At 62.6% G+C, this 25,185-nt stretch carries 45 protein-coding genes; 23 read left to right on the forward strand and 22 right to left on the reverse strand.

The window, feature by feature from the left end:
• Positions 1-805: 805 nt before the first annotated feature.
• The 21 genes from IEJ02_RS11585 to IEJ02_RS11685 form a co-directional block, all read right to left on the reverse strand.
• Positions 806-1,039 (reverse strand): hypothetical protein, encoded by a 234-nt coding sequence (locus IEJ02_RS11585; protein WP_191064718.1) that lies wholly within the window; start codon positions 1,037-1,039, stop codon positions 806-808.
• A gap of 53 nt (positions 1,040-1,092) precedes the next feature.
• Positions 1,093-1,332: a type II toxin-antitoxin system HicB family antitoxin gene (locus tag IEJ02_RS11590; protein ID WP_191064719.1), complete on the reverse strand. Its 240-nt coding sequence runs from the start codon at positions 1,330-1,332 to the stop codon at positions 1,093-1,095.
• Positions 1,332-1,823, reverse strand: coding sequence for a macro domain-containing protein (locus IEJ02_RS11595; RefSeq protein ID WP_191064720.1), 492 nt, complete (start codon positions 1,821-1,823; stop codon positions 1,332-1,334). The genes IEJ02_RS11590 and IEJ02_RS11595 overlap by 1 nt, the downstream gene beginning before the upstream one ends.
• 166 nt (positions 1,824-1,989) lie before the next feature.
• Positions 1,990-2,658 (reverse strand): nucleotidyltransferase domain-containing protein, encoded by a 669-nt coding sequence (locus IEJ02_RS11600; protein WP_191064721.1) that lies wholly within the window; start codon positions 2,656-2,658, stop codon positions 1,990-1,992.
• On the reverse strand, positions 2,655-3,020 hold the full coding sequence (locus tag IEJ02_RS11605; protein ID WP_191064722.1) for a hypothetical protein: 366 nt from the start codon (positions 3,018-3,020) through the stop codon (positions 2,655-2,657). Before IEJ02_RS11605 ends, IEJ02_RS11600 begins: the two co-directional genes overlap by 4 nt.
• 14 nt (positions 3,021-3,034) lie before the next feature.
• The gene (locus IEJ02_RS11610; protein WP_191064723.1) at positions 3,035-3,298 is read right to left on the reverse strand and encodes a hypothetical protein; all 264 of its coding nucleotides are present in this window, start codon (positions 3,296-3,298) and stop codon (positions 3,035-3,037) included.
• Between the two features lie 42 nt (positions 3,299-3,340).
• Positions 3,341-3,658, reverse strand: coding sequence for a hypothetical protein (locus IEJ02_RS11615; RefSeq protein WP_191064724.1), 318 nt, complete (start codon positions 3,656-3,658; stop codon positions 3,341-3,343).
• A gap of 32 nt (positions 3,659-3,690) precedes the next feature.
• Entirely contained in the window at positions 3,691-4,041 is a 351-nt protein-coding gene (locus IEJ02_RS11620; RefSeq protein WP_191064725.1) for a hypothetical protein, read from the reverse strand.
• A 241-nt stretch (positions 4,042-4,282) separates the two neighbouring features.
• Positions 4,283-5,467 (reverse strand): AcrVA2 family anti-CRISPR protein, encoded by a 1,185-nt coding sequence (locus IEJ02_RS11625; RefSeq protein WP_191064726.1) that lies wholly within the window; start codon positions 5,465-5,467, stop codon positions 4,283-4,285.
• Positions 5,468-5,520: 53 nt separating this feature from the next.
• On the reverse strand, positions 5,521-5,937 hold the full coding sequence (locus tag IEJ02_RS11630; protein ID WP_191064727.1) for a hypothetical protein: 417 nt from the start codon (positions 5,935-5,937) through the stop codon (positions 5,521-5,523).
• A 66-nt stretch (positions 5,938-6,003) separates the two neighbouring features.
• Positions 6,004-6,264: a hypothetical protein gene (locus tag IEJ02_RS11635; protein ID WP_191064728.1), complete on the reverse strand. Its 261-nt coding sequence runs from the start codon at positions 6,262-6,264 to the stop codon at positions 6,004-6,006.
• 116 nt (positions 6,265-6,380) lie between these two features.
• Complete coding sequence (locus IEJ02_RS11640) at positions 6,381-6,722, reverse strand: hypothetical protein (RefSeq protein ID WP_191064729.1); 342 nt, start codon at positions 6,720-6,722, stop codon at positions 6,381-6,383.
• Positions 6,723-6,818: 96 nt separating this feature from the next.
• Positions 6,819-7,136 carry a hypothetical protein gene (locus IEJ02_RS11645; RefSeq protein ID WP_191064730.1) on the reverse strand — a complete coding sequence of 106 codons (318 nt, stop codon included), beginning with the start codon at positions 7,134-7,136 and terminating at the stop codon, positions 6,819-6,821.
• Positions 7,136-7,492, reverse strand: coding sequence for an AbrB/MazE/SpoVT family DNA-binding domain-containing protein (locus IEJ02_RS11650; protein WP_191064731.1), 357 nt, complete (start codon positions 7,490-7,492; stop codon positions 7,136-7,138). Before IEJ02_RS11650 ends, IEJ02_RS11645 begins: the two co-directional genes overlap by 1 nt.
• 77 nt (positions 7,493-7,569) lie before the next feature.
• Positions 7,570-7,941 carry a hypothetical protein gene (locus IEJ02_RS11655; RefSeq protein WP_191064732.1) on the reverse strand — a complete coding sequence of 124 codons (372 nt, stop codon included), beginning with the start codon at positions 7,939-7,941 and terminating at the stop codon, positions 7,570-7,572.
• 42 nt (positions 7,942-7,983) lie between these two features.
• Positions 7,984-8,217 (reverse strand): hypothetical protein, encoded by a 234-nt coding sequence (locus IEJ02_RS11660; protein WP_191064733.1) that lies wholly within the window; start codon positions 8,215-8,217, stop codon positions 7,984-7,986.
• 9 nt (positions 8,218-8,226) lie between these two features.
• Positions 8,227-8,424, reverse strand: a complete 198-nt coding sequence (locus tag IEJ02_RS11665; RefSeq protein WP_191064734.1) for a hypothetical protein — start codon at positions 8,422-8,424, stop codon at positions 8,227-8,229.
• A 214-nt stretch (positions 8,425-8,638) separates the two neighbouring features.
• A complete protein-coding gene (locus IEJ02_RS11670) occupies positions 8,639-8,980 on the reverse strand; it encodes a hypothetical protein (protein ID WP_191064735.1) in 342 nt (113 codons plus the stop codon).
• Positions 8,981-9,029: 49 nt separating this feature from the next.
• Positions 9,030-9,593, reverse strand: a complete 564-nt coding sequence (locus tag IEJ02_RS11675) for a hypothetical protein (protein WP_191064736.1) — start codon at positions 9,591-9,593, stop codon at positions 9,030-9,032.
• A gap of 38 nt (positions 9,594-9,631) precedes the next feature.
• Positions 9,632-10,015, reverse strand: coding sequence for a hypothetical protein (locus IEJ02_RS11680; RefSeq protein ID WP_191064737.1), 384 nt, complete (start codon positions 10,013-10,015; stop codon positions 9,632-9,634).
• Positions 10,016-10,051: 36 nt separating this feature from the next.
• Positions 10,052-10,390 (reverse strand): hypothetical protein, encoded by a 339-nt coding sequence (locus IEJ02_RS11685; protein WP_191064738.1) that lies wholly within the window; start codon positions 10,388-10,390, stop codon positions 10,052-10,054.
• A gap of 204 nt (positions 10,391-10,594) precedes the next feature.
• On the opposite strand from IEJ02_RS11685, the gene IEJ02_RS11690 reads away from it, so the two are divergent.
• The 22 genes from IEJ02_RS11690 to IEJ02_RS11795 all read left to right on the forward strand — a co-directional run bounded on the left by IEJ02_RS11690 (position 10,595) and on the right by IEJ02_RS11795 (position 24,402).
• On the forward strand, positions 10,595-10,888 hold the full coding sequence (locus IEJ02_RS11690) for a helix-turn-helix domain-containing protein (RefSeq protein ID WP_191064739.1): 294 nt from the start codon (positions 10,595-10,597) through the stop codon (positions 10,886-10,888).
• Positions 10,889-11,171: 283 nt separating this feature from the next.
• Entirely contained in the window at positions 11,172-11,609 is a 438-nt protein-coding gene (locus IEJ02_RS11695; protein ID WP_191064740.1) for an HNH endonuclease, read from the forward strand.
• The gene (locus tag IEJ02_RS11700; RefSeq protein WP_191064741.1) at positions 11,606-12,841 is read left to right on the forward strand and encodes a hypothetical protein; all 1,236 of its coding nucleotides are present in this window, start codon (positions 11,606-11,608) and stop codon (positions 12,839-12,841) included. The genes IEJ02_RS11695 and IEJ02_RS11700 overlap by 4 nt, the downstream gene beginning before the upstream one ends.
• A gap of 572 nt (positions 12,842-13,413) precedes the next feature.
• Positions 13,414-15,768, forward strand: coding sequence for a DnaB-like helicase C-terminal domain-containing protein (locus IEJ02_RS11705; protein ID WP_191064742.1), 2,355 nt, complete (start codon positions 13,414-13,416; stop codon positions 15,766-15,768).
• A gap of 149 nt (positions 15,769-15,917) precedes the next feature.
• The gene (locus tag IEJ02_RS11710) at positions 15,918-16,181 is read left to right on the forward strand and encodes a hypothetical protein (RefSeq protein WP_191064743.1); all 264 of its coding nucleotides are present in this window, start codon (positions 15,918-15,920) and stop codon (positions 16,179-16,181) included.
• Positions 16,181-16,579, forward strand: coding sequence for a hypothetical protein (locus tag IEJ02_RS11715; protein WP_191064744.1), 399 nt, complete (start codon positions 16,181-16,183; stop codon positions 16,577-16,579). Before IEJ02_RS11710 ends, IEJ02_RS11715 begins: the two co-directional genes overlap by 1 nt.
• Before the next feature lie 10 nt (positions 16,580-16,589).
• A complete protein-coding gene (locus tag IEJ02_RS11720) occupies positions 16,590-16,931 on the forward strand; it encodes a hypothetical protein (RefSeq protein WP_191064745.1) in 342 nt (113 codons plus the stop codon).
• Between the two features lie 60 nt (positions 16,932-16,991).
• Entirely contained in the window at positions 16,992-17,213 is a 222-nt protein-coding gene (locus IEJ02_RS11725) for a hypothetical protein (protein ID WP_191064746.1), read from the forward strand.
• Complete coding sequence (locus IEJ02_RS11730) at positions 17,210-17,446, forward strand: hypothetical protein (RefSeq protein WP_191064747.1); 237 nt, start codon at positions 17,210-17,212, stop codon at positions 17,444-17,446. The genes IEJ02_RS11725 and IEJ02_RS11730 overlap by 4 nt, the downstream gene beginning before the upstream one ends.
• The gene (locus IEJ02_RS11735; protein ID WP_191064748.1) at positions 17,443-18,075 is read left to right on the forward strand and encodes a hypothetical protein; all 633 of its coding nucleotides are present in this window, start codon (positions 17,443-17,445) and stop codon (positions 18,073-18,075) included. Before IEJ02_RS11730 ends, IEJ02_RS11735 begins: the two co-directional genes overlap by 4 nt.
• 76 nt (positions 18,076-18,151) lie before the next feature.
• Complete coding sequence (locus tag IEJ02_RS11740; protein WP_191064749.1) at positions 18,152-18,436, forward strand: hypothetical protein; 285 nt, start codon at positions 18,152-18,154, stop codon at positions 18,434-18,436.
• Positions 18,423-18,896 carry a hypothetical protein gene (locus IEJ02_RS11745; RefSeq protein WP_191064751.1) on the forward strand — a complete coding sequence of 158 codons (474 nt, stop codon included), beginning with the start codon at positions 18,423-18,425 and terminating at the stop codon, positions 18,894-18,896. Before IEJ02_RS11740 ends, IEJ02_RS11745 begins: the two co-directional genes overlap by 14 nt.
• A gap of 184 nt (positions 18,897-19,080) precedes the next feature.
• Positions 19,081-19,404, forward strand: a complete 324-nt coding sequence (locus IEJ02_RS11750; RefSeq protein ID WP_191064752.1) for a hypothetical protein — start codon at positions 19,081-19,083, stop codon at positions 19,402-19,404.
• A 107-nt stretch (positions 19,405-19,511) separates the two neighbouring features.
• Complete coding sequence (locus IEJ02_RS11755) at positions 19,512-19,979, forward strand: hypothetical protein (protein ID WP_191064754.1); 468 nt, start codon at positions 19,512-19,514, stop codon at positions 19,977-19,979.
• Positions 19,967-20,287: a hypothetical protein gene (locus IEJ02_RS11760; protein WP_191064756.1), complete on the forward strand. Its 321-nt coding sequence runs from the start codon at positions 19,967-19,969 to the stop codon at positions 20,285-20,287. The genes IEJ02_RS11755 and IEJ02_RS11760 overlap by 13 nt, the downstream gene beginning before the upstream one ends.
• Before the next feature lie 457 nt (positions 20,288-20,744).
• Positions 20,745-21,104, forward strand: coding sequence for an HU family DNA-binding protein (locus IEJ02_RS11765; protein ID WP_317985779.1), 360 nt, complete (start codon positions 20,745-20,747; stop codon positions 21,102-21,104).
• A complete protein-coding gene (locus IEJ02_RS11770; RefSeq protein ID WP_191064759.1) occupies positions 21,101-21,319 on the forward strand; it encodes a hypothetical protein in 219 nt (72 codons plus the stop codon). Before IEJ02_RS11765 ends, IEJ02_RS11770 begins: the two co-directional genes overlap by 4 nt.
• 47 nt (positions 21,320-21,366) lie before the next feature.
• Positions 21,367-21,609 carry a hypothetical protein gene (locus IEJ02_RS11775; RefSeq protein ID WP_191064760.1) on the forward strand — a complete coding sequence of 81 codons (243 nt, stop codon included), beginning with the start codon at positions 21,367-21,369 and terminating at the stop codon, positions 21,607-21,609.
• Between the two features lie 90 nt (positions 21,610-21,699).
• Complete coding sequence (locus tag IEJ02_RS11780) at positions 21,700-22,311, forward strand: TerD family protein (protein WP_191064762.1); 612 nt, start codon at positions 21,700-21,702, stop codon at positions 22,309-22,311.
• A gap of 87 nt (positions 22,312-22,398) precedes the next feature.
• Complete coding sequence (locus IEJ02_RS11785) at positions 22,399-22,707, forward strand: hypothetical protein (RefSeq protein WP_191064764.1); 309 nt, start codon at positions 22,399-22,401, stop codon at positions 22,705-22,707.
• A 146-nt stretch (positions 22,708-22,853) separates the two neighbouring features.
• Entirely contained in the window at positions 22,854-23,885 is a 1,032-nt protein-coding gene (locus IEJ02_RS11790; RefSeq protein ID WP_191064765.1) for an ATP-grasp domain-containing protein, read from the forward strand.
• A gap of 76 nt (positions 23,886-23,961) precedes the next feature.
• Positions 23,962-24,402 (forward strand): hypothetical protein, encoded by a 441-nt coding sequence (locus IEJ02_RS11795; protein WP_191064766.1) that lies wholly within the window; start codon positions 23,962-23,964, stop codon positions 24,400-24,402.
• Between the two features lie 79 nt (positions 24,403-24,481).
• On the opposite strand, the gene IEJ02_RS49845 is transcribed toward IEJ02_RS11795, so the two are convergent.
• Positions 24,482-24,613, reverse strand: a complete 132-nt coding sequence (locus IEJ02_RS49845) for a hypothetical protein (RefSeq protein ID WP_263407936.1) — start codon at positions 24,611-24,613, stop codon at positions 24,482-24,484.
• A 199-nt stretch (positions 24,614-24,812) separates the two neighbouring features.
• Between IEJ02_RS49845 and IEJ02_RS11800 the strand changes: the two genes are divergently transcribed.
• A complete protein-coding gene (locus tag IEJ02_RS11800; protein WP_191064767.1) occupies positions 24,813-25,166 on the forward strand; it encodes an HU family DNA-binding protein in 354 nt (117 codons plus the stop codon).
• Positions 25,167-25,185 lie beyond the last annotated feature (19 nt).

A 25,185-nucleotide genomic window follows, 5' to 3' on the forward strand; every position in this document is an offset into this window, starting at 1 on the left:
CCCCCGAGCAGCGCGAACGCCCCCTCCGGTGAGGGGGCGTTCGGCGTGCTCTCTGTCAGAAACTTCCGGCGTCACAGCCCCCGGAGGAGCTTCCCGAGTCGAACGAGCTGGAGCTGGACGAGGACCCGCAGTCGCTGGATGGCGACGACGAGCTGTCGTGCGTGCTTGTCATCGCGATGAAGGCGGCGCTGGACGTCATGGAGCTGGCGTCCTGCGGCTGCGATGTCTGTGTGGTGGTGGTCCTCTTCTTGTTCCTCTTGTTGAATGCCATACCGACAGCATGCCGTGATCTGGGTTGGATGTAACCGGATCTGAGGAAGATTTGCGGTTCACCGACAGCAGCAGCCATCCGAATTCGTCCTACTCGACGGTCCATCCCCTCCTTCGCCAGTCAGCCAGCCTGGCACAAGCCTCGGGGTCACCAGCGGCAGCTTTCTCCTTCAACTTCCCGGTCACGAAAAGCCTATCCCCTATCGAAAAGTCACTGAAGCCTTCGCGGAACTTCTCACGCCCACCCCGGGTCAACAAGTCCGCCGCCCAGGCAAGCGCGTCCACAACCTCGGACCCGTCAAGGCGATAGGAGCTGCCGTCATTGCCCACCCGGTAGGCCGATGGAGCCCCTTGTACACAGTCGTGACCCTTGCCCTGTCGCACCAGTTTCGTGCAGTCGGGGCAGACTGATGACTTCGGTCGCGTCACTCCTCTTCTCCTCTCCAATGCACAGAGGGCGGACTCATGTCCGCCCTCTGTGGGCTTGCACCCTCACGCGGGGTGCGTTGTTCAGGTATGTGCTGCCAGGGTCGCCTCAGGGGCGGATGTCCCACTGGTCCGTGGCAATGTCCGTGCAGTAGAGGGTGAGCTTCTGAAGGTAGTCCGAGCCCTCCGCCGTTCGATCGGCTTGCCGGATCGCCTCCAGGTCAACCGGTTCAAGCTGAGCCGCCAACCGGAAACGGTTGACCTCCTCGTGCATGGCCCGCAGTTCCTGCTCAAGCCAGTCCTCGCCCCGCTCTGGGCGCTTTCCCGTCTCCGCCAGCGCCACTCCCCATAGACGGTCTCGCACGATCTTTGCCTGTAGGCGCCCCTGAGGCCCGCTCACTTGCGGCCCACCCCCATCTCTGACTCCGGAGTCTCATCGAACTCGATGTCCATCTCGAAGGACCCCGGGTCGACCTCCAGCATGAGCGAGATCATGTCCCGAGCCATCACCCTGGCGTCTTCTTCGTCCCGCCCCTGAGTGACAAAGGCGGGGCCCAGGCTTTTGAAGGTGACCATCCACCAGTCGCCTGAGCGGGTGGCAACCCCCTTGTGTACGGTCGCGGGCGCTTTTTCCATCAGGCTCCTCCGTTGCCTTGCTCCAGCGCTTCCTTGGCGAACTGGATGTACCGGGCCTCCGTGTACAGCATTACGTGGCAGCTGTCCGACTTCAGGTGTCTGACCATCAGGGGAAAGACGTCTCGGAAATCGAGTCCGCCGAGGCCGCATCCGAGGGGTGGAACCGCGACAGACGGAACGCCCTCTTCCTCGATGTGCTGCGCCAAGGTCGTCAGTCCGTCGTCGATCCATTCCAGGCGGGACGGGCTGCGCCAGTACCCCTTGGTGGCCAGGTTGGCAATGTGCTGACCGTCTCCGTCGTCGAACATGATGGAGCCCGGAACGATGTTCCCGGCACGGCACAGCACCCGGTAGCGGGCGAACATACCCGGGTAGCGCTGTTTGAACTGGAGGGCGAGGCCAGCCCCCATGACGCCCTCGCAGTTGACTGGGTTGACGAGGGTGTGGGAACCGGACTTGAAGAGATCTCCTGTGCGAATCTCGATCGGCATTTCTAAGTCTCCCGCATGCTGATTGCCACTTCCATAACCTCGATCTCTGGGATATCCGGGTCGGCTTGACGCCATGTCGTGTAGCAGTCCAGGTACTGATTCCCAATGCAAGCCGGGTGACCCGGAATCCACTCCGAATCACCCGGCCGAGAACTGCACCACGTCATCAGGGCGTGTAGTAGTGGGCACGTACCTTCTGAAGCCACGCCTCAACCGTCTTCACGTCCGCCTGTTCAGGCAGGACCGTCTTGCCGTCGAAAGCCCGTCCCGTTGTCGCGATCAACTCCTCACCGCGAACTGGATGCTCGGCGATATCACTCCCCATCCGCCGGACGGCGTCCGGGTCGTCGAGGCGCACAGTGAGCTGGCCAGTGGAGTACAACTGAACGCCCTGCTGGAGCAGTCGCACCAGGTGCCTGGCGTGCTTCTCGGTCCGTTTCCTGGTGCCGGAGGAAAAGGATCCGTCACTTCGATCCCTGAGGCGCTTGAACTGGCTGGCGGCATACCCGAGGTAAGCATCCCGTACTCTCTGAGCGGACAGGAATGCCGTCCGGATGGACAGGAGTTCCCCGCCGAGCGGGGACAGCTTCTCGTGATGATCGAGCCACAGGAGTTCTGTCACCGTCGGGTTCCCCGAGAGCATCAGACGGGCCGCTTTGCGTGCTTCGTGGAACGTGGTATCCGGCTTACTGGTGACGTGTGATTCCTTGGGGGACACCAGCCCCAAGAGATTCCTGGTCGGCTCGGCAAAGATGCCAAGGCGATCGATGTCGGATTCCGGTGTGCCCAATCCATAGGCCCTGGATCCCACCACGCCGGACAGCAGTACGTTCACCTTTTCACCTCATCGGCCTGGAGGATGCCGTCTTCGGGCCCTTCGGTGTCATCGTCGTGGTGCGCCCAGGAGATCTTCACAAAGAGTCGATCCGCGCCAACGCCCTTGACTGTCACCTCGACGTCAACGTCATAGATCTTAAAGTGGGCGTATTTGCCTTCCAGGTCTGCCTCGCGGAGGTGCTGATTTCCGGCGATGGCGCTGACCAGTGGGCTACGCATCCCGTTTCCCTCAGGGAGCCACCCAGACAGCTGCATGCACGTGGCGTAGTTCCGAGGGTTACCCAACTCAGAAAGGCACCAGTCCTCCAGCATGAACGTAGCGCTCTCCAGGCCGACCAGCGCGGATTTCTGGATTGCCATCCCGGCACCCTCTCTCACGTGAAATCGAGGCCGCAGCCGGGGCAGACCAGGTTCTGGTCGTCGTTGATCCACTTACCGCGCGTGTTGGCCGCCACCAGACAGGCGTCCGGCTTGTACGGCCATGGCCCCTCGTGCTGTTCACGCCCCTTCATGTCCGCCGGGTCGTGACCCATTCCCATCATGGCCCGCAGGTCACGCGGCAGATCCTTGATAGGAACCTGCTCCGAGTTGTATTCGACGATCTCGTCCGGGTTGACCGGAGGGAGTTCCACGAGCATTACCTTCTCCTTTCCTTCAGGGTCAAATCTATTGAGGAACGCTCAGATCACTTCCCCGTTCACGGTTACGTCAGGGATATTGCAATCCCCTTCGCAGGAGGTACCGCACTTCTGGCAGTCGGCACCGGCCTGAGCGCAGGCCGCGATGATGAGGAAGTGCGGTACATTCGGACCGAACGGGATTTCATACCCGGGCTCGCCGAAGCTGCTCCGCCTGCTCAGGACGCTGGAGCCTTCATCGTTGATGATGCTCCACTTGGCCATGCGGCGTGTCCAGATGAGGTTCGGGTGCTCCGAATCCGGTATCCACCCCTCGGTTTCCTCCAGCTCCTCGGCGACCTTCTCGTGGGTCTCGTTCACACCTTCCCCTCCTTTTTCTTAGGGTTTTTCCTCTACATGAACAGGATTTCCTGATCTCGGTGCAGATCGAACGGAACCAGGCGCCATTTGGTATCGGAGAAATTCACATACACCGCATCGGGCCGGGTGTGTTGCGCGTGACTCCGGGCATCCTCCAGGGAGGGCTGTTCATCGAAGCCCCACAGGGCAAACATGATGCCGCTCCGGCTTGACGTCGAGATTCCGAACTTCTGGACGTACTCTTTCTCGAATGCCACCCGCTTGCTCTTGAAGAGATTCAGCGGGTCCACCGTGACAGACCCTCGTTCATCGAAAACGCGCAGGACACCCTTGTCGCTCGCGTGGAGGTCGACCAAGTAGTAATACGCGGCGGTGAGTTCCATTCCCACTTCCTTTCTGTGCGTCATCCCCTGACTCGGTCGGAACTTCATTTGGATCCCGCGTTCTTCGATCCACGCACGGGAAGCGTTAGCCGCGTTGCAGCACACATGGAGGTCGTATCCTCCTGGGTCAAATCCGTCACACATGTATGTGCCTGCGGATTCCCAGTGCGCGTGACATGTCACACAACAGTTTTCCGTCTCATGCCCCGCTGCCTGCTCGCAGGCGTTCGCCACTGGCAACTCAGTACCCCATCGGGTGCATGGTCGTGGTGTCGCCGTCATCCCGGTCAACGTTCACCGGGATCGGGTCGAGGAATTTCAGCTCCACGTCCTGCCTGCCGAGCCCCACTCGGTACAGATGCGGATGGGCGGCTCGAATGTGAGCAGGCATCCGGCGACCGGTCGACGCCCCCGGCTCCCCCTCGCGCGCCTTTCGCAGGGTGTCGGCGATGGCGGCGCCCGTGCGGTACCCCACTTGATGGACCTTGGCAGGTTTGGGCTGCTTCGGCCCGCCCTTCTTCTGCTTCACCGGAGGACGGTCATTCTTGCCTTCACTGACTTCCGAAGTCCGGGATACCGCATAGACCAAGTGAGAGACCACCGTGCGCGCCATGGTTTCCATGTACGGAAACTGCGCTTCCTCGCGGAACTGCCCCCTCATGTCTGGCGACCACGCGAAACCGGACCGGATGATCTCCTCGACGAGTCCATTCACGCTGAATTCACCCGTCATGGGGAGCGTCAGGTGACACCAGTCCAGGTCGGCAACTTCGGTTTGGTTCGCGTCGTGCACTTCGGACAGCACCATGGCGTGGAGGGCGTTGGGGGTCGCGTCATGGGTGTCATAGAGTACGGATTCGTTGGCGAGCGGAGCCCTCCCGATGATCTCCATCTGTTGCATCTTCGCCGTGGGTTCATAGCGAGGCGAGCAAGCGCCCGTTACATAGAAACCGATAATGCGCCCCGGCAGTCCGTCTGCATGGGTGACCGGCGTGGCGGCTGGAATGACAAAGAACGGGTTGGGGTGACGCAGACGCTCGAAGATCGACGCGGGAATCTTTGTGGTGGACCTCATGGACATCAGGGACCTCGTCATCTGCGGATGCACGTCATACACAACGCGATTCTTGTGCCAGAGCGCAAACGGGTAGGCATCCTGCGCGATGGTCAGGATCTGCCGCTTGGTCCCATCATCCACATTGAATGACCTGAGACAATCCTGGGCTTCCCGGGCATCACCTTTCCCGATGAGGCCACCCAGTCCGAACTCCTTGATTTTCTGGGTTCCGGCTTCAAGGTAATTGCGCGCCAGGTCGTTGATCCAGTACGAAGAAGGATTCGCGTGCAGTGGCTGCGGAAGCTCCGGAAGGCCGTATGCCTTTTTGGCCGCTTCTCCTGCTTTTCCTTGACCCATATACTCCCGCACTTCTCCTTTCCGGGACCGTGGGGCGGATGTCGATCCGCCCCACGGTCGGATGCTTACCAAAGGTCGTATTCGACCGTGCGCATACCCGGCTCCACAACGAACTCGGGATCGTAAGCGGCCCGGATCAGATCAGCTCGCTCTCGGGTCCGGACGCCTCGCTGCACCTTCTTGCTGTACCTCTTGGCCATCCCTTTGCGGTTTTGCACATTGTGCTCGCGGTACATGGCCAGCACGTGCCGCTTCTTCTGTGGCTGCGGCCGACGGCCTTCACGTTCGGCTGCACGGATTTCCCTGTCGGTGTACCGCAAGTCCCACAGGGTGGCCGACTCGCGGGGCAGATTCTTGTAGCGACGCATATAGCGAATCCACCCCTTCAGGAGCGAGGAGTGGCCGATCCGTTCGTAGTGCCCATCATCGTCATGGGCGCTGTCGCGGTGCCTGTAAGGGATATGGTGAACGGTGCGTGACATGGCTCCCTTGTCTGCACCAGGCATCTCCTGGTACCTACCGGAAACCGGATCGGTATTCCATTAAAGTCACCCCCTTCCGGCGACGCGCTGAAAGACCGCCAGGGTCTTCAGGATCTCCCAGTCCGGAGTGGATTCGGCGAACTGGACCATCCGCTCACGGACGATCTGGGCGGCCAGCCCCAGAACGTCCTCCACCGGGATGACCACACCGACCTTCCCCTGATTCAGCTCCAGGACATCAGACTGCTCGGCGTACGTGTGGAGCCCTCCGGAGTAGTCACCCTGATGAAGGTACTCGTTGCCCGATGGCATCCGCGAGGTGCGCATGGATTCGACTTCCCCCTTGTCTGTCCCTCTTGAGGGCCTGGGGTTCGCGCCGCCAGGCCCGGATGGTGTTCCCGTGATGCCGGTCGACGGCGCCGCTCAGGTCCCCGGCGGCGTCCTCAACAGCGGGAGGCGGTCCGGCCGGTATGCATCGACGCGGCCTGGACTTCGCGGTTCTCCTCCCCTTGGGCACCCGCCCATGACGGGCGACTCTCTCCCTCGTGCGGCTTCCACATCATTCCGGTGGATTTGAGGAAGTTGTCCATCATTTTTCCAGCAAAGGCTTTGGCGTCCCCACGGGCGACATGCTTTTCCTGGCCGAGGAGGACTGGCATACCCGGAAGGTTGCTGGATAGGCGCCAGGGAAGCGATGATCCTTCATGGAGCTGTACGGAGAACATCAGAATCTTGTTGGCATACCCATATGAGGTTTCTTCGTCCCTGTCCTCCCATAGCAGCATCTGTTTCTTCCTCCGTGTGTGACGAATGCTGCTTCCGAGTATGCCGAATACAGGCAAGCCCCGTCAGGGAACCCCCCAGATGGACGCCCCCTTCCCCTATCCTTTGGACTTGCCCTTCGGGAACAGATCGTCATGGGTTCCGATGCGACGCCAGACCACATGGACATGTTCGGGCTTGAGCTGTTCGCCGTAGTTCCAGGTTGCGCGCCCGTCTGCGGACCAGGTCATCTCGTACACGACCGTGACGCCCTGGAGTGACTTGATGCGCTTCACGCGCAGCCCCGGACGGAACTCCCCTTCGTTCAGGTCGGGAACGAACTGACCACGGATCACGGTTTCGAAGGTCTTACGCTGTTGCGCGGTGAGCTTCTTCAGGTCTCGCTGGAAAGACGGCTCCATTTCGAAGGTGGCCACTACCCCGCCTCTTCGTGGAGATAGTCGAGGAACTGGCCCTCGGTCATGGGCGGGTTCTTCCATCCGGCCTGATGGCGCCGGATGATGTCGACCTCGGTAGCCAGCCACTCCGGCTTCCAGAACCATGCCTGATCCTTGCGGATCTCCTTCGGGGCTTTCTGTCCGACCGAACCCATCAGGTTCCGCACCTTGGGCAGGGCCTTGGCGGTGATGGTGGCCAGGGGCACGACCGTGACGGTGCCGTCCTCGGCGATCTCGAATCCGATCTTGTCGCCCACTTCGAGACCACCGAGGGCTTCGAGCACTTCGCCCGGAACGGTGATCTGCTTCCTCTTCCGGATGGTGCGCTTGATCATGACTCCTCCTTCATGCTCATACAGTCAGGGGAGTGCACCCGCCTGGGATGCACTCGGAACTCACCGCACGAACAAGGTCAATCATCACGGCCCATCAGCTTCATGTAGTTGACGAGCGGCATCGGCGGGACCGCTTTCCGGGGCTTACCGTCCCGCGACGCCTCGTCCAGCCTGGCCAGCATGTGGTCGATCGCCTCGACGCTTCCCCGGACGTGCCACTCGGTGATGTCGCTGCGATCGGGGCCACCGACCCCGTAGGTGACACCGCACAGGTAGTCGTAGACCTCGACCGTTCCGCTCGGGGTACGTACGTCCCATGAGGTCGTCGACTTATCCTCGTCGCGAGGCGAGACGGTGCCGTCGTCACCGAAGGCGGCCACGAGCAGTTCGTAAGGGGCCTTCAGGTAGTGGACGTTGAATTTCCCTCGGGTGAAGGTGTAAATCTTCATGGTTCCCCCTTTTTTGATTTCCGGTGTCTTGTTGTTTACCGGTCAGGCGCTGGCGGCAGCTTCGATGAAGTGCAACGGGACACCCTTCCGGGTGGCGATCTCATCGACCTCGGCGCGGGTGATGCTGTAGTTGGCCGTGGCGCCCTGCACATAGATGGTGAGCGCCTTGGTGTTGTGCTCGGGAAGCTGTCCGCCGTTCTGCTCGATGAGCTCGGCGAAGGCAGCGAAGGCGGCATCGAGGACATCGAGGCCATACTTACGGTCAGTGTCAGTCATACTCTTTCCTCAGTCGGTTCGCGTGGTTCCGGGAGATCCGATGGTGCTGCCGTTCGAGTTGATGGCGATGCCGCCCCTGTCGCTGGCCACGTGAACGTTCGCCGCCTCGATGTCCCCACTGACGGTGGCGTGCACGAGTAACCCGGGGGTGTCGACTTTGACGGTGACAGGTCCGGACGCGTGGCGCGAGTAGATGCTTTCGGGCATGGCGCCTCATTCCTTCCCGATGGGGCAGTTGCCGCAAGGCACGTATCGGCAGCCGGAGCACGGATCGGGTCCGTCTCCGTCCGGTTCCTCCTCGCTGTCCTCACCCTTGACGGTCCGTCCATCAGCGAGAGGGAATAGGGCTTGAATCTTCCTGATGTCCTTCTCGGTGGGCCTGCGCCCTGGTCGCGAGTTTCGCGGGGCAATCGACATGTGGTCACTCCGTTCCATGCGGCCAGCCGTCCGGCGCGTGCTTCCGGACAAGGTCGACCACCCACTGAGGGGCGGACTCGAAGACCCCTTCGACGGTGGGCCCCTCGAAGACCTTCTTCGCCCTGACCTCGCCCTCCGGGGTATGCGTGGTCCCGTACAGCCGGGCCACCCACATCTCTGTCCGTCGGGACCACCGGTACTGAAACAAGGCGCCATCCGGCTCGACCGCCACCGTTGCGCCGTCCTTCGTCTGCGCGAGAATGCGCGGTGCGCCAGACAGCTTCACTGGGCGCGAGAGTTGCCAGCTGTCCTCGCCGTTCCGCTGGGACTCGATCGCTTCACTCACGGTCACTCCGTTCGGTGTGCCCGGCCTCATTACTCATCGGTAAGTCTTTTCAGCACAGGCGCATTCCGCCACGCTCGGGTACACGGCGCAGGAATGTGATCCAGTCGTCCCAGAAAGGGATCTCCTCCCGCGCCGCCTTCAGATTGGCCTCGGATGCCTTGTCGTAGCGCTTGAGCGCGCATCGGATCTCACGGGGCGTGATCAACCATGCGTAGTCCGAATCGAACTTGTAGACGGGGATGGGGCCGTGAGTAGCCTCCTGGGTGCGAACCGCTTCACGGGCTTGAAGGAATTCCTGCTCAGCGGCCGTGAACTTCTCGCCTTCCTGCAACTCATCCGGATCCAAGGGGTAGAAACCAAGACCGAAGTCCTCCAGTTGCGGCAGCTCGGGCGCCAAAGCCTCGCAGGTCATGCCGAACTTCCCCATGTGCTTGACGAGCGCCCACAGACCAAGGTGGTTGGTCCGGAAGTCAGTGGGGTCGGCGTGCTTGACCTTCTCCCAGGCGGCGTCCCATTTCTTCGACGCCTCGGCCGCCGCTTCTCCTTCCGAAGCAATCGGAGGCGTCAGGCTGGCGGCGTACCGTGTGAGGCGCTTGAGTTCTGCCTGCTCCACGGGGGTGAGTGGCCGTTCGGTGCGGAAGTTGCAGCCCATTACCTCACCCCCCGGCCGTCCTTGATGACCTCGGTGCCATCCTTGAGGGTGAGGTCGGTGATGAAGTGGCTCTTCACCGAGCCGTCCAGTTCCCGCCGGTCGAAATTGGCCCACCAGTCAGGACTGTGGTCCTTCTGCTCGATGGTGACTTTGTAGGCGGGTTCGAGCGCTGCCTTGACCTCCTCGGCCCGCTCCCTGGTGGGGACGATGATCGACCCACAGTCGGGGTTGATACCGATCAGGAACATGTCTTTGATCTTGAAACCCCGGACCTCCAGCACCGTCAGAATCGGTTCGGTGGATCCGTGCGTGACCAGTCCAGGCCAGTCCGGGTGGATCTTTATCCACCTGTTCGTCGCGTACTTGTGAGCCCACTCGCTCACGACTGCCCCCCTCCCTCGCGTAGTGGTCACACCTGACTAGCCGTCAAGCTCCCGCACGTTGATGTCCCGCCAGATACGGGTGCCGGTGAACTGGGGCGTTTCGACCTCTTCCGTGGACTCCTCGGCCCACATCACCCGCACCCGCACTCCATTCACGGAGATGACCGAACCTGCCTCGGGCAACGGATCCGGGTTGTATGAGCACTCGCACCCAAGCGAAGTATCGCCACGCTTCCCGCTCGGCAGCACCGTGGTGTACAAGTACTCCGTCACGTGCGGAGCCGCCGGGTCCCACGGGTCTGCCGGGTCCTCGTTGTCGAGGAGGCGCTGGATGGGCTCCGGCAACTGGCCCCACAGGGGGTGCCGTTCGCTCACGCCGACTCCTTTCCGAAGTTCTGACGGGACCCTACCACATGCCTAGGCATGGTGGTTACTATGACCAACACATGACTTGCAGTCAGTAGTGCTGCCCGACCTGGACGTTCACCCGACTCCGCCGAACCGCCAGGTCAGACTTGACACTCCAGCAACGCACTGACAGTGTTTCGGCTTGCATCGGAGAGACGGGAAGGAACGACCATGACGACAGCGGCGACCGACGACACCTATATCAAGCTGCCGTACTCGGCCATCACCGACCTGGAGCCCAGGACCCTGGGCCTCTTCGCAACCTTCCTCACTCTCGGGGAGGGCGCGAGCATGGCCGATCTTGCCAGCGCAAGGAATGTCAGCGACTGGATCGTCCGGAGAGCGGTCAGCGAACTGGAGGCCAAGGGGTACCTGATTCGTGGCTACAAGCACGAGGGGGGTCGCCTCCGGGGGACCACCTGGACGGTGAACCTCCACCCATCCCGCGAACAAGACGCCGCCTAACGGCAGAAGGCCCGACGGCTACGAGCTGCGAACTCTGACCGTCGGGCCTTTCAGCTAAGTCGAACACGGATCCCCATCCGCATTCAGGGATTCGAACTTTCACCTCAGGTGAAGGTCCGAATCACCGCGCCCCGTAGGGCGCCAACCGCATTCGACGCGCCTTGCGGGGCGCCAAACACATGTGAAAGGTACCGGAGTTGAGTACCCACGGCAAGCCCACCTGCCGACCATCACCGACAGTGTCGCCTGGTCAGCCCTACGTCACCTCGACGGAGGTGCGGTGATGCTGTGCGACGACATCGCCCCCTTCGGGGGTGGGAGGCGCCTCGGCGGGAACGATTGGCCGCGTGGCTGCCCCGTCAAGACCTGGATTACCGGAAACCTCGTCTGGGCCGAGAGCAAGTGCGAGTACTGCGGCCCGTTCTGCGGTGCCCCGGCCATCCCGTCTGACGGCGCGCCGGATGCTCGCGACGACTGCCCGGTTTACCCGTCTCGCGCCACCGGGCGCCCCAAGCCAAAGATCAGCAAGGCTAAGCGTGCCCGGATCTTCGAGCGTGACGGTCATGCCTGCCTGGCGTGTGGGTCCACCGAAGATCTCACCCTCGACCACATCGTGCACTGGTCCAAGGGCGGCGGCAACGAAGACACCAACCTGCGCACCCTCTGTCACTCCTGTAACAGCCGACGCGGCGACCGACACCTGAAGGAGGTGGACCTGTGACCGGGAACATCATCGATCCATCGGGCATGCCCACCTTCTACACCCCCAACCCGGTATGGATCACCCTGGCGCGCATCAAGCCCCAGGCGAAAATCGCCTGGACCTTCCTCGCCGAGCACGCCAACGTCGGCCGCCAGATGGGCGTCCAGAACCTTCCCTGCCCGAAGATGGACACCATCGCCGAGGCCATCGGCACTAGTAGAAAGCAGCTGAGGTTCTATCTCGATGACCTTGTCGATATCGGCGCCCTGGAGATCGAGGAGTACCGGTACGCAGGCGGCATGCGTCGTGGATACCGGTACAAGCCGATCTTCAACCCCCCGGCCGACTATGACGGCCCGACGTCTCTCAAACAGTTTTATGACGGCCGTGAAGGCAGCCAGTTCGAGTGGATGATGCACCGCCAAGAGGCCGCCAATACCGACGAAACCGCAGGTCAGCCCGGAGGTAGTCAAATGACCTCCTCCGGAGGGGGTCATCCGGCACCCGCCGACAGTAGTCACTCGGACACCGTCGAAGGAGGTCGGAAGAACCCCGCATATAGGAAAGCCCGTAGGTCAAAGCCTGTAGGAGCAAATCCTTCTCTCTCTCCCTCCTCTCCCACCGAGGGTGCGGGCAGCGGGGCGCCTTCGGCGGAGAGAGATGCGGCTGCGCCTTCAACAACCTCCGGGTCCTCGAAGCCGTCGGCTGCGGGTGGACCGCGATCGCGCCGGGGTGCTTCACCCCGGACGGCGGATGCCGGATCCGATCCGGAGGGGGGCTTCTCTTCGGAACGGTCTCTTCCGTCTGCGGAGGCTGCCCCTCAGGGTGAGACCGTTCAGAAGACCGTCACCAAGCCTTCGTCGTCGACCGCGACTCGCCGGGCGGCTGCGCAGCGTGCGGCGCGGGCGTGGGTGGAGGTGCGTGAATCGAAGGGGGCGGTGGTGCCGCCTGCGGCTCCGGGGGCGGTGGAGCGGAATGCTCTGCGGGCGCTGAGGGAGTACGACGAGGAGGTGGTGGTGGCGGCTTGTCGGGATATGGCGTTGCGGGATGGTCGTTTCAAGGATCCTTTGCGGCATTTGGAGCATTTTTCGCCGGGGGTCTTGTCGTCTCGTGGCGGCGTGTCGGCGGGCGGGGGCCGGAAGCTGTGCAAGGATCACAAGTGCCGTCGTTGTCTTGGGACGGGGTTTGTGGAGTCTGAGCCGTATCCGGGGAAGATTCCACCGCGCTGCTATGGGGAGGATTCTTCGTAGTGGTTCCGAACGTCCTGTCGGTTTCCGGGCTGGTCTTGTGGGTGATTGACCATCTGTTTTTGCTCGGGTAGTGTCGGGTTGACCGCACAGCGAATCTGGTTTTGACCTGGTGGTTGTGCGGTGGACGCGAGTTCGCCTGGGCGTCACGAGACGTGCAGGGCAGTGGCCGAGCTTCGGCAAGAGGCCCGCTTTCGTCCGGTTTGACCGGCAGGATCCAGTGGCACGAGTTCACCCGGGGCGCCCGATTCGTTCGGGGCATCGGTCGAAGGGTAGAGGCTGAGCCGCCTAGGCAAGATTGCCCACTTTTGTCGCTGGTGTCGGAGTGTCGTTTTCTGTGGCAGACCAGTTTCGATCTGGGTGCCATTCTTGGTGAAATTTTTGTGAAGTGGGCGCGGCGTGTCAGTCTCGACCTGAACGCTGCTTGCAGAGTGTGAAGTGAGCATGACCGTACGCATGGACGACCAGTCTCGATCTGGACATTGCGGACGGTGAGTCGGCAGACGTGGCGGACCAGTCTCGACCTGGGGGCCGCGACTTCGAACGGACGGGGCAGTAGGCAATTGAATACCGCAATGGGTGTCGCCGTAGAACGCTTCCTGGCGGCCGTGAACGCAGCCGGTGAGGCGGTCCGCCTGTCGGGCGGGACATACCGGACCCGGTGTCTGGCTCACGACGGAGTGGACTCGAATCTGGCGATTTCCCAAGGAGAAAAGGGTGTGGTGCTGACGTGTCATTCGCACCAGTGCCCCACCGAGGACATCGCTGCCGCGTACGGGCTGACCGTGCCGGACCTGTTCGACGACGCGGCCGATTCGCAGGTTCTGCGTCAGCGCAGGGCCGACTTGTGGATGCCGTGCCAGGGGTCCAAGAACAAGCAGCCATGCTCGGGCCACAAGGCCGCCGAGTACCGGTACACCGATGAGAACGGGGTGTTCCTGTTTGCTTCATGCCGTTGCTCTCGCAAGCGTGACGGCTGCAAGACGGCGTTCGCGCAGTGGCAGCCGGATCCTTCGAAGAAGTCCGGCAAAGTTTGGAATCTGAAAGGCGTCCGCCGGGTTCCGTACCGCCTGCCCGAGCTGATTGCTGCTGTGGCCGAGGGTCGCACGGTGTATGTCGTGGAGGGCGAGAAGGATGCCGACCGGCTGGTGTCGATGGGCTATGCGGCCACATCGTCTCCGATGGGTGCGGGGCACTGGCTGACCGAGTTCGCGGTGTTCTTCCGTGGCGCGAAGGTCGTGGTGATCGCGGACCGGGATGACAAGGGGTTCACTCACGCCGGGGATGTGTACCGTTCTCTGGCGGGCGTGGCCGAGTCGGTTTCGGTGATGATGGCCGCCGTCAACCGCAAGGGTGCGGACGTGTCGGATCATCTGGATGCCGGGTTCCGCATGGAGGATCTGGTGCGCGCGGTGCGCGAGAAGCCGGTGGAGCTGGTGGATCCGATTCCGGTGGTGGAGTCGGTGCTGGATCCCGAAGTGGAGGCTCTGTTCGCGCCGAACGGCTCGGTGGTGGAGGACATTTCGGACGGGTTCGAGGGCCTGGCTGCGGCGGATGTTCCGGTTCGGCGGACGCCGATGTCGGACGCGAATGTCGAGCGGACCGTTCTCGGATCCATGATCTTCCAGCCTGGGCTGGCCGCTCTGGCGATCGACAACCTGGATGCCTCGGACTTCACCGTCACCGCTCATCAGGCGGTGTTCTCCGCGCTGCTGGCGATGTATGCGGCCGGTACGGCTGTGGATGTGGACACGGTCACCGACGAGATGGCCCGTGCGGGAACGCTGAGGCTGATCGGCGGAAGCGATTACCTGTACACCCTTCAGGGTTTCCATGTCGACGATGAGCTGATGCAGGAGCACATCCGGATCCTGGGTGAGCGTTCCTCGAAGCGGAAGATCGAGGGTGTCCTGTCGCAGGCTTTGACCCGGAACGCCTCTGACCAGTGGTCTTCGAAGGATCTGGTGGAGGCCGTAACGGTCCGTCTCCAGAATGTGATCTCTTCGCGCGGGGATACGGAGAAGGTGTCCGTCGCCGATCGGTACGAGGAGTACCGGGAGAAGAAGCTGAACGGCGACACGGAGGCGATCCTCCCGTCGCCGTGGCCGGAGCTGAACCAGGTGCTGACGTTCCGCGCGGGCAACGTGGTCACGGTGGGCGCCGGTACGGGTGGAGGCAAGTCGCTGCTGGCTGCCCAGTGGGCGGAGTACGTGGCGTTCACGCTGAAACTTCCGGTGGCTATCTTCTCGATGGAGATGACCGCCGAGGAGGTGATGGACCGTTTCGTAGCGAACCAGGCGAACATCCATCTGGACCGGCTGTCGAATTCGGATCTGAGCGGCGCGAAATACCGTGAGACACTGCTGTCGAACGGTGATGATCCGGGGAACTTCGTCAAGGACTTCACCGAGAAGTTTCTTGAGGTGGGTGAAAACCTCAAGACTGCCGATCATGTGGTGATCCGCGACGAGGGCACGGTCACGATCTCCAAGATCCGTGCCGAGATCCGTCGGATGGACGCCCAGGGCATGAAGCCTGCCCTGGTGGTGGTGGACTACATCCAGCTCATGGAGTGCGAGGGGAAGCTTGCGCAGGATGCGAGCGCCATCGCCGAGGTGAGCCGGAACCTGAAGAAGATAGCTTCCGATTTCAAGGTGTGCCTGCTGTCGGTGGCGCAGTTCAATCGCGACGTCAAGGGGCGCAAGCCCACCGTGATGGACTTCAAGGGTTCCTCCTCGATCGAACAGGACTCGAACGGCATTCTGATCCTGTACAGCGAGCTGGACCCGGAGACGGGTCAGCTGGTTGACCCGTCGTCCTCGACTATGACGGTTGCCAAGAACCGGTCGGGCAAGAAGGAAGTGGAGATCGCGTTGACGAATCTGTACCACTACGCCCGCATTCATCAGGCGAGCGACAGGCAGTTCTGACCCGGACCCGGGTTCGGCTTGCTCTTCGGCCGGACCCGGGTTCTTTCTTGCCTAGGCTACGTCGTGCTAAGGTAACTCCCGTCCGAAACGGGATAGTTGGGGGAGATGTGGCGGAGTACCCGATCAGGGAACTGATAGGCGGAAGCTACGTGAACGCGAACTCGGAGTGGTGCACCACCACGGTCACCGACTGGCTCGCGAAGAACCCCATCGTCCGCGCGGCAGCCCGGCAGGTGTGCCAGCAGTGGAAGGATTCCGATCCTGAGTTCTGGCTGGCCAAGTTCCTGTGGGATGTTCTGTACGGGAACGGGCTGCCTTTCGGGGCCTGGACACGCTTCTCCTTGCAGGACGGCTACTTCTCCTGTGCGGACTTCACCAAGATCATGAACACCCTCACGGAAGAGGAGACCTGATGAGCCTGCCCAGGGGAGATGTTCCCACCGATGTGACCTCTCTCATCCCGTACATGACGGAACACCGCACCGACTGGATCGAGGTCTTCGACCGGCTCAAGGGGCAGGTCGGCGAAAACGAGGCGCTGGGGCTGACCGAGGAGGCCGAAAGGGAGATCGTGCACGGCGAGGAGATCGTGAACCTCCGAACCTCCCTGCATCGCCGGGTCGCCGAGTCTCTGGAGCTGACCCGCAAGGCGATCGCCGATCTGGACCGGCTAGCGTCCGGCCAGGTCTTCGACGTCGAATACGAGGGGTCGACCGCCGAGGATCTGGGATCCCTGCTGGCCAATGTGCGGCGTGATCTGAAGGCGGTCCTGGCGCTCATGCCCACCGACGCCAAGGGCGAGATGAAGTAAGGAGCACCAGGTGAAGCTCTTCAAGAACCGGAGGAAAGGGCCGGGTCCGGCACGCAGGCGCGCGGTGCGCACCTCGCAGGGCCGTCGGGAGCACGCGAGGATCTACTGGGACATCATCAGTAAGGCGACAGATCTCGCGGATTCGGAATCCGCAGTCGAGCAGGTGGACCTTCTGGCGTCCCTGGAGCTGGCCGTGATCCGCTCGACGGGATACTCCAACCCGGACCTGTACAACATGGCCTGCCGGGTTCTGCACGAGGGGCAGAAGCTCGTACTGAACAACAATGAGCCGCAGTCTCTGATCCAGGCACGCAAGGAATACAGCACCGCCGCGAGCCAGGCTCTGCGGTAGACATTTTCCAGGAGGGGAAACGAGTTGGATTCAAGTCCGGCGGAGGAGTCCGTCACGTCCGTGCTGGAGCGCGTGACGGGCGCGGCCCGAGCGCGTGAGATGGTCAACGGCCTGAAAGCCGAATGCCGCAAGGCCATGGTCCACGACGCGGTCCTCGCCATCGAGGAGCTGATGGCCACCGACTATAAGCGCGGCGGATGCAAGTCCGAGCAGGTCGCCCTGGGCAAGGCCATCCGGGTCCTGCATCAGCGGATGCCGTTGGACATCAAGGCGGCGGCATGACGGAGGAGGCCGGGCGGGCGTCCGCCGTACAACGGGCATGGGATGGGGTTCTGGACGCCCGCTGCACAGCGACCCGGCACGAGGCGCTGAAGGTGTACAGCCAGATCCTGCTGCGGTCTGCGGCCAGCCGCGTGCAGTCGGAAGTGGTGGTGCAGACGCGTTCGGAGTCCAGCGGCAAGAGGCTGGCGATGGACAAGCTGATGGAGATCGCCGACGTGGTGGGGCCTTCGTGACAACGACTGTGAAGTCCGGGTGGATTCACGGCCTGGTGTCCTTCTCCGGCACCGGGTCGTACCCGGTGCGCACTCAAGTGTCGCTTCCCCATGGAACGTACAACTCCGCCGATCTCGCGGGCATGGATGAAGAGCAGTCCTGGCTCGCGAGTGCCGCGCACGAGCTGGGTCATGCCGCAGCGCACCTCAGGTACGGCGTGCATGTGATGAGCGTCGATCTCTATCGCTCGGTAGATCTGTGGGACAGCGAGTCGCCCCGCGCCGAAGTCAGCACATGGATGACGAATGATCAGCTGACCTCCCGGGGAGCCCTGGTGGCCTCCGCTGCGGGTGAGCGTGCACAGGATCGCTGGCTGCGGGAGAAGGGGTTGTGGACCCCGGTCCGGTCGCTGGAAGTGGAGGTGGCGGCACGCACGGACCGGTTCAGTGTGGTGAGGATGGACCCCCGGGTCGGCTTCGGTGACACCGAGATCGACTACGCAGATCTGATGGCCGAGGCGGATGCTGTGCTGGCGGATTTCTGGACGCGCCTTGAGGCGTGTGTTCCAGCACTTCTGGCTGCCGGTTCGTGGTCGGGCGATGAGGTCGCGTCCCGTCTGGGCGTGGTGAATCCACCGGCTCCGAGCTGATCCGAGAGCCCCGGCCTGCCGTTGCGGACCGGGGCTGCTTTTGTTTCTGGATCAACGAAATGAGGTGTTTTGCGCAATGGGTACACGCGACAGGCTCGATGCCTACGTTGCCCGCGAATCCGATGCCGACCAGGCCGAGTTCAGGAATCTGCTGGACGACCTGTGTGGCGAGACGCTGCGTCACGCGGCATCGGAGCTGCTGAAGGCCACTCCGGAACTGTACGCCGAGGACGACTCGCTGGCGGTTGCGCACTGGACGCAGGCTGCCGCATTCGTGAATCAGATGATTCCGGATGACGTTGTCCTCCGCCTGGCGGACGCCGACCGAAGCGAAGCGGGGGGTTCGAGTGAGCCTGGATGAGCATGTGGAGGGTCAGTTCTACTGGTCTGCCGAAAGTGACCACTGCCCGCACGGGCCGGAGCCGGACGGCGACACGGAAGCCTGGGACGAATGGTCGGACCGGCATCCGATGTCAGACGAGGGACGTGTCTGCCTGGACGCTCCCGCCGGTACTGCCTGTGTGGAGTGCTCCACCGGTTTGATCGACATGGTTCCGTGGGGGGAGTGCAGGGAGCGCATCCACGTCCGGCCCAGGAACGGCATGGTTCCGAATCCTGATGCAGAACATCAGGAGGTGCCGGTGTGGACGGGCCCGCTGGACTGTCTGGATCGGGAGTGCGACGAGTATTTCACCGAGGCCGGGGATGATGATCCTGCGGTGAAGGTGTGTTCTCACATCCGCGAGGAGGTTTCATGCAGTTGCCGTCGCCTCGGGGATGGTGAGTACGGATTGGAGCCTTGTTCGATCAGGTCTTCCTGACCTGCGGGAATCTGTGCGATGAAGACAGCCTGGACCGGAAATCCGGTTCAGGCTGTATGTTTTTCAACTCGCGGTCCTGGCAGGAAACTTGGATCCTGTTGGAAAGTCTGATACGTTACTCTTGTTCCTGAGAGAAAATCACGGGAAGGCGTGAAAAATTGCCAGCTACCCCACAGGGGATCCGGTGAACGTAGCCGCAGGTCAACTGGACCTGACGAGCCTCCAGCCAGGCATCGAGTACACGGTGATCTGCACGGACGACCGGATCCGCATCGAAGGGGACAGCTCTGCCGGGGCAGTCGAAATGGGCTGCAAGACCCACGGCGGCCTGACTCGCGTCGACAACGGCTGGCTGGATCTGTTCACCCTCACCCCTGGAACCACGTACGGCCTCACCGGGGGAGAAAACTGGCAGATCCGCATCCTGGAGGAGGGGGACCGCCGGGCGACAGGGAAGCCCTCCCTGCTGCGGCGCATCGGCCGCCTGCGGTGGATCAAGCTTCCGTGATCGAGGACGCCAATCTCAGCTTCATCAGTCCCGAGATCGCGGTGACACAGATGTCAGAGGCCGTGTACGCACTGAGAAATGACGGCTGAGCAGAAATGGAGAAGAAGTTGAAGAATGCCGTGAAGGCTGCCGTCCCGGTCGTGGTGCTCGGCCTCGCGCTCACCGCATGCAACAACAAGGACAGTACCCCTGAGCACGACGTGAAGGGCAAGGTCGAGGCCAAGCAGATTGACGTGGACTGCCACGCAAAGCGCCACTCGATGAGCCTGTCCTCGTTCAGCCTCCCGTTGAAGCCCCCCGGCCGGGGGAGCAGCGGGAGTGGCGGCACCAAATCCGGGAAGTCCGACGGCGGGGTGAAGACCGGGAAGAAGCCGCAGGCGCCGAAGAAGGTCGACAAGCTGCCCTCCGTTCCGGATGGGCCGGACTACAAGCCGGGCAAGAAGCCCGGCAAGTCCTGCAAGCCCGAGTACGAGCTGTTCATCAAGAACAGCGAGGGCATTTTCGAGGAGGACGTGGAGGCCGACCACTACGACCAGTGCGACAAGGGCGAGAAGTTCCCGGAGTGCGTGAAGTGAAGATGGTGAAGCTGAAGACCGGGGCCGAGGTTTCGCAGTATGTTCTCGGAACGACGCTGACCGCCCTGAACCGGCTGTTCAGCCAGGAAGCCTCCATGGGTGAGGCGCTGGCAGCGATCGAGCTGGTCACTTTGGCGCGGGATCCCGGGCACGTACTGTTCGGCAGGACGTCTCAGACTTTGGCGGACCTTTCGCTGGTCGACCACGCGCATCGTATGCATGATGATGTGCGGCAGATCGTTCTGGCGGCGACGGAGGGCGACGACATGGGGTTGTACCTGGTGTCGCCGATCAAGTCAGGGGAGTGATGGTTCGTGGTCTACGGTCCCGCTGAGCTGCCGGAGTCCTGGAACGGGAACGTGACGGGCCTCCGGAGGAAGTCGTCCGGCGGTTCGAGGCGACGGCATGCGAAGCGGGATCTGACCCGGGCCATCGGGAATCTTGTGATCTTAAAGGAGAGGGAGGACGAGTTGAGCGGGTTTTACGACGGAGGCAATGGCCCTGCGGACGCGTCGGGGTGGCAGCGGCCTGTAGCGTCGAGCAAGGACGGGGAGCCGCATCCGGAGCCGAAGAGCTCGTACGCAACGGTACAGGAGACGAAGTTCGGTGAGCGGGAGGTGACGCCGGATCCGTACACATCTGGTGGCTCGCATGTGCATCGAAACTTCGGGCACACCTGAGGATTTTTTCCTCGGTGTAGCTTGCCTAGGCAACGCCATGTTAGGGTAACTCCAACGGAAAACAAGACAGTTGGACACCCGAAAGGTGGTCAGACACGTGGTCAAGGTGGAAATCGCCGGACCGTTGAACTTCGGCAGTCTCGGTGAGGCCGTCGCCGCCGATCTCGGCGTATCCCGCGAATACGGCAGGGACATCGTTCGTTCCGTCTTCGACAGCATCGCCAAGGCTGTCTCGAAGGGGCACCCGGTCGCCATCACCAACTTCGGTACGTTCCGGCCCTTCGTGCGCGCCGAGTACACGGCCCGGAACCCGCAGAGCGGGGAGAAGATCCTGATTCCGAAGCGGGATGACATCGGATTCCGGGTCTCGCCGCAGCTGAGGGAGATCGTCCGGGGTGAGCGTGCCGCGACCATCACCAAGAAGCCGAAGGGGCGTGCCGCGTGACTCCGGACCAGGAGGCTGACGCCGTCATCGAAGCCTTCCGGCAGCAGTTCCCTGGGCTGTCCACCAGGGACGCCACTCTGGCACTCGATCTGGCTCACGCCGTCATGTCCGATTACGCGGACCCGTTCGAGGCCGAGAAGGTCTTCTTCGAGCGGCTGGACATCCTGGCCGACGAGGGCCACGTGTGGGCGAAGAACGTGAAGGCCGCAGCCTGAACCGGGAAGCCATTCAGGGTTGCGGAAAATCATAGAGAGAAGGAGTAGTGGCCGATTTGATCAAGGACACCGAGGGACCCGGCGACCACAAGTACGCCCGGTTCACCGTGACCGGCGCGGACTCCAGGGGGAAGTTCTCCGATCCGGAGTTCTGGCAGGGTCTCATCATGATCGCACTGGCCGTCGGGCTGGGGCTGCTGGCGGTACACGTCGATGACAAGGGGTTTTCGGACTTCGCTTCGACGGGTTCCTGGCTTCTGGGTGTGATCGGCCTGCTTCGGATGCTCTGACCTGCTGGTCCCCTCGTCCGCACCTTCCGGGGTGCTGGCGGGGGAATTCGCAGACAGCGGAGAACGCAAGGGGAAGGAAGAAGGAAGAACATGGGCATTGCCCTCGACAAGAACAACTCCGGTGTCGGCGACGGCTCCAAGCTCGATGGTGTCCGCCGTCTGCGTGTCGGCCTCTCCTGGGACTCCACCGGTAACTTCATGGGCTCCGACCTCGACCTGTCTGCTGTTGTCATGCAGGGCAGCAAGCCGGTCCGTGTCGTCTCCGGCAAGAAGAATCTCATCGATTCCCTCAAGGACGGCTCGCTGGTCCACTCCGGCGACAACACCACGGGCGCCGGGGACGGCGACGACGAGACGATCGATGCCTATCTGGACCGCATCGAGATGAAGTACACCGGAGTGATCTTCATCGTCACCGCCGGGTTCAAGGCGGGCCTGAAGGAGAAGCTGCTGGGTCACAAGGACTTCAGCAGCGCCGACAACGTCGAGTTCCAGGTGTACGACATGGACCCCGGCGAGCTGGAGACCGTCTCCATCATGCCGTCGCTCCTCAGCAGCTACAACGCCTGCCTGATCGCGAAGGTGTCCCGCACCGACACGGTCAGTCAGTTCGCCCCGTGGCAGATCGAGGTCATGGAGGAGATGGTCAACGTCGTCCCGGGCGACATCAATTCGCTGATCCGTGCCTGCGTGAACCGCTGACCCTCTGCCGGTCCTCCGCCTCACGGGCTATCCCCGTGGGGCGGGGAATCCGCAGATCCGACGGAGAAGTCCACGCGAAGGAAGATCATGTACGAGAAGACCCAGAACATCCGCAGGCCGGTCGGCCGGGACCCGAAGAACATCCTGGACTCGATGACCGACGGCGACACCCCGGAGGCCCTGAAGGAGTTCATGGCCAAGCTGGACAAGATCCCCACGGAGGAGCTGGTCGAGATGGCGGCCAAGGTGGTCTTCCATCTCGGCGTCATCGGCCTGACCGCCACCGTTCGCAAGCACGAGAGGACGTCGGTCAACCTCGCACGGGCCGGTTTCGCCGCCCTGATCCAGGCCGGGTTCGAGATGAACACCTCCCGGTTCCGTAAGCGCCTCAGCTGATCCTGCGACGAAGCATCGCCCGTCAGGGGCACGATCGACGCCCCGCAGAAAGCGCCACAACTGGGCCTTAATCCATGCAGTGAAGGCCGGAGCATCCGACACCGGGTGCTCCGGCCTTCGCGTTCCCCGGAAAGGAAAAGACAACCGTGACCCGCATCTGGATCAACCGCGCCGGACCGTCCCGCGTCCACGCGATGAGGATGCTCCGCAACAACCCCGACGGACACCCGGTGATCATCCATGCCACGCGCACCAACTCCAGCAACCCGTCGCAGATGTTCTGCGACGTCCCGGGCTGGGAGCCGGGAGGCGAGGCCAGCGACGAGGAGTACGGCCAGTTTGTCGTGGACTATGTGCGCGACCATGGCATCCGGGTGATCATCCCGACGGCCAGGATGGCGGCTCTCTCCGCGCGCACCGAAGACCTCGCGGCCCTCGGCTGCACGGTGATGGCGTCCTCCTATGAGGTGTCCTCGACCGCCGACTCCAAGACCGAGACCTACGCCCTCGCTCGCGATCTCGGCATCCCCGTCCCTCCGCACCACCTGGTGTACGACTCGGTGCAGTTCCGCGACGCGGTGATGCAGCTGCGCAGTCAGGGATACATCGCGTGCGTGAAGCCGGACACCGGCTGGGCGGCTTCCTCGTTCCGGATCATCGAGGATGGCGCGACGGACCTGCGGGCGCTCCTCACATCGGCTCGTCCCGTGGTCGACATGGAGACCTACGCCACCGCGCTGGTCAAGGCGCGCCAGCAGGGGGAGCGCATTCCCGGGCTGATCGTGATGCCGTTCCTGGAGGAGCCGGAGGTGAGCGTGGATGTGCTCTCCACCCCGCAGGGCCAGCCCCTGGTGACGGTTCCGCGCGCCAAGTCCGGCTGGTACCGGGAGTTCCGCGAGGACCGCAAGGTCATCAACATCGCACACCGTCTGGTGAAGGGTTTCCCGCTCGGTTACCTGTCCAATGTGCAGATGCGTTACCTGCACGGCGAGCCCGTTCTGCTGGAGGTGAACCCCCGGGCTTCGGCAGGCACGTTCCACACCGAAGGCGCCGGGGTGAACCTGTACTGGGAGGCGGTCAAGGTGGCCCTGGGGATGGAGGTCTCGGTTCGCCCGCAGCTGGGTGGTCGCGTCTTCCTGACCGAGGAAGCCCGGATGGTTCCAGCGCTGCCCCGCTGAGGCGAGACCGGAGACCGGGCTCCTGCCTGAGATGCCTACGGCACGGAGTCGATTCGAAAAGAAGAAAGGGGGTCGCGTGAAGCGCGGCCTGAACGAAACGGAAACCCTCCCCATCGGGGTCGATTTCGATGGCGTCATGAAGGAGTACCTGAAGGGCTGGAACTACGGAGACCTCACCGGCAACGCCCCGGTCCCCGACGCCCTCTACTCGCTACGACTGCTGATGCGACAGCATCCGGTGTTCATCCATACCGCCCGCGATCCTCAGCAGGTGATCGCCTGGCTGTCCGATCACGGTTTCCTGTGTGTCACCGGATGGCCGGGCGATCGCATCTGGAACAAGTTCGGCATTCTGCTGGTCACCAACCACAAGCACAACGCAAGCGCCTACATCGACGACCGCGCCGTGCCGTTTACCGACTGGGACTCGGCGCTGGCCGAACTCGCAAGACGGGGCATCTTCGCGCCTGAGCTGGAGAGCGGGGAGGCCGACGAGGGCCTGGCTCGGGTCGAGTGAGGTACCCGCAGGGGACAATCTGTTCGAAATTCTGGCCTGCGCATGCGAAAGACCCCACCGAGTCGGTGGGGTCCCCGGGTCAGCTGGTGAAGTAGATCAGCAGTCCCATCACTCCGGCCCATCCGGAAAGACCGCCGACAATGGCGGATCCGATGAACACCGCCGTGGTGGAACGCCAGGTCGCGTGGCTGCATTCGATGTGTGGCGTCATGATTTCCCCTTGGAGTGAATCTAGGGTAATTATGCCATGTCAAGAGGTGTGTCCGTGGTCGAGTTGACCGGGTTTCGGAGGGTTGCGTGAATCACGGTTTCGCATAGATCGCCGCCCCGTTTTCCGGTAGCGAATCTTGCCTAGGCCATGCGGTTTCGTGGTAGGTTAATCCTGGTAATACGGAAGAAGGGTTGAGCCTATGACACGACTGGCCGAAATTACCGGCCCGCTCACCAAGACGACCCTTGGGAAAGCCGTGGCAACCGAGATGGGCGTCTCCCACAAGGAAGGCCACGCAGCAGTGCACGCGGTCCTGAGTGTCATCGCGCGTGCCGTGACCGCAGGTCACAACGTGAACGTGACCAATTTCGGCACCTGGGTCTCCTTCCGGAGGCCCGAACGGATCGCGCGGGACCTGTTCAACAGCAAGAACGTGACCATTCCCGAGCATCAGGCGGTGCACTTCAAGGCGGCGCCCAAGTTCAAAGAGATGGTCCGATCCGGCGACCCCGAGTCGGCATCGATCGACAAGCGGGGCGCACGGCTGAAGTAAACCCGACGCTGGCGGACGG

It is taken from the genome of Streptomyces sp. 5-10, from assembly GCF_014712245.1.
In the GTDB taxonomy this organism is placed as follows: Bacteria; Actinomycetota; Actinomycetes; order Streptomycetales; family Streptomycetaceae; genus Streptomyces; species Streptomyces violaceusniger.

Bases quoted from the DNA above. Each gene is read 5' to 3' on its own strand.
- IEJ02_RS11590 (WP_191064719.1), bottom strand. From the start codon at position 1,332: ATGGAAAAAGCGCCCGCGACCGTACACAAGGGGGTTGCCACCCGCTCA.
- IEJ02_RS11595 (WP_191064720.1), bottom strand. From the start codon at position 1,823: ATGCCGATCGAGATTCGCACAGGAGATCTCTTCAAGTCCGGTTCCCAC.
- IEJ02_RS11605 (WP_191064722.1), bottom strand. From the start codon at position 3,020: ATGGCAATCCAGAAATCCGCGCTGGTCGGCCTGGAGAGCGCTACGTTC.
- IEJ02_RS11610 (WP_191064723.1), bottom strand. From the start codon at position 3,298: ATGCTCGTGGAACTCCCTCCGGTCAACCCGGACGAGATCGTCGAATAC.
- IEJ02_RS11620 (WP_191064725.1), bottom strand. From the start codon at position 4,041: ATGGAACTCACCGCCGCGTATTACTACTTGGTCGACCTCCACGCGAGC.
- IEJ02_RS11630 (WP_191064727.1), bottom strand. From the start codon at position 5,937: ATGTCACGCACCGTTCACCATATCCCTTACAGGCACCGCGACAGCGCC.
- IEJ02_RS11635 (WP_191064728.1), bottom strand. From the start codon at position 6,264: ATGCGCACCTCGCGGATGCCATCGGGCAACGAGTACCTTCATCAGGGT.
- IEJ02_RS11640 (WP_191064729.1), bottom strand. From the start codon at position 6,722: ATGCTGCTATGGGAGGACAGGGACGAAGAAACCTCATATGGGTATGCC.
- IEJ02_RS11650 (WP_191064731.1), bottom strand. From the start codon at position 7,492: ATGATCAAGCGCACCATCCGGAAGAGGAAGCAGATCACCGTTCCGGGC.
- IEJ02_RS11655 (WP_191064732.1), bottom strand. From the start codon at position 7,941: ATGAAGATTTACACCTTCACCCGAGGGAAATTCAACGTCCACTACCTG.
- IEJ02_RS11660 (WP_191064733.1), bottom strand. From the start codon at position 8,217: ATGACTGACACTGACCGTAAGTATGGCCTCGATGTCCTCGATGCCGCC.
- IEJ02_RS11665 (WP_191064734.1), bottom strand. From the start codon at position 8,424: ATGCCCGAAAGCATCTACTCGCGCCACGCGTCCGGACCTGTCACCGTC.
- IEJ02_RS11690 (WP_191064739.1), top strand. From the start codon at position 10,595: ATGACGACAGCGGCGACCGACGACACCTATATCAAGCTGCCGTACTCG.
- IEJ02_RS11695 (WP_191064740.1), top strand. From the start codon at position 11,172: ATGCTGTGCGACGACATCGCCCCCTTCGGGGGTGGGAGGCGCCTCGGC.
- IEJ02_RS11705 (WP_191064742.1), top strand. From the start codon at position 13,414: ATGGGTGTCGCCGTAGAACGCTTCCTGGCGGCCGTGAACGCAGCCGGT.
- IEJ02_RS11715 (WP_191064744.1), top strand. From the start codon at position 16,181: ATGAGCCTGCCCAGGGGAGATGTTCCCACCGATGTGACCTCTCTCATC.
- IEJ02_RS11730 (WP_191064747.1), top strand. From the start codon at position 17,210: ATGACGGAGGAGGCCGGGCGGGCGTCCGCCGTACAACGGGCATGGGAT.
- IEJ02_RS11740 (WP_191064749.1), top strand. From the start codon at position 18,152: ATGGGTACACGCGACAGGCTCGATGCCTACGTTGCCCGCGAATCCGAT.
- IEJ02_RS11780 (WP_191064762.1), top strand. From the start codon at position 21,700: ATGGGCATTGCCCTCGACAAGAACAACTCCGGTGTCGGCGACGGCTCC.
- IEJ02_RS11785 (WP_191064764.1), top strand. From the start codon at position 22,399: ATGTACGAGAAGACCCAGAACATCCGCAGGCCGGTCGGCCGGGACCCG.
- IEJ02_RS49845 (WP_263407936.1), bottom strand. From the start codon at position 24,613: ATGACGCCACACATCGAATGCAGCCACGCGACCTGGCGTTCCACCACG.
- IEJ02_RS11800 (WP_191064767.1), top strand. From the start codon at position 24,813: ATGACACGACTGGCCGAAATTACCGGCCCGCTCACCAAGACGACCCTT.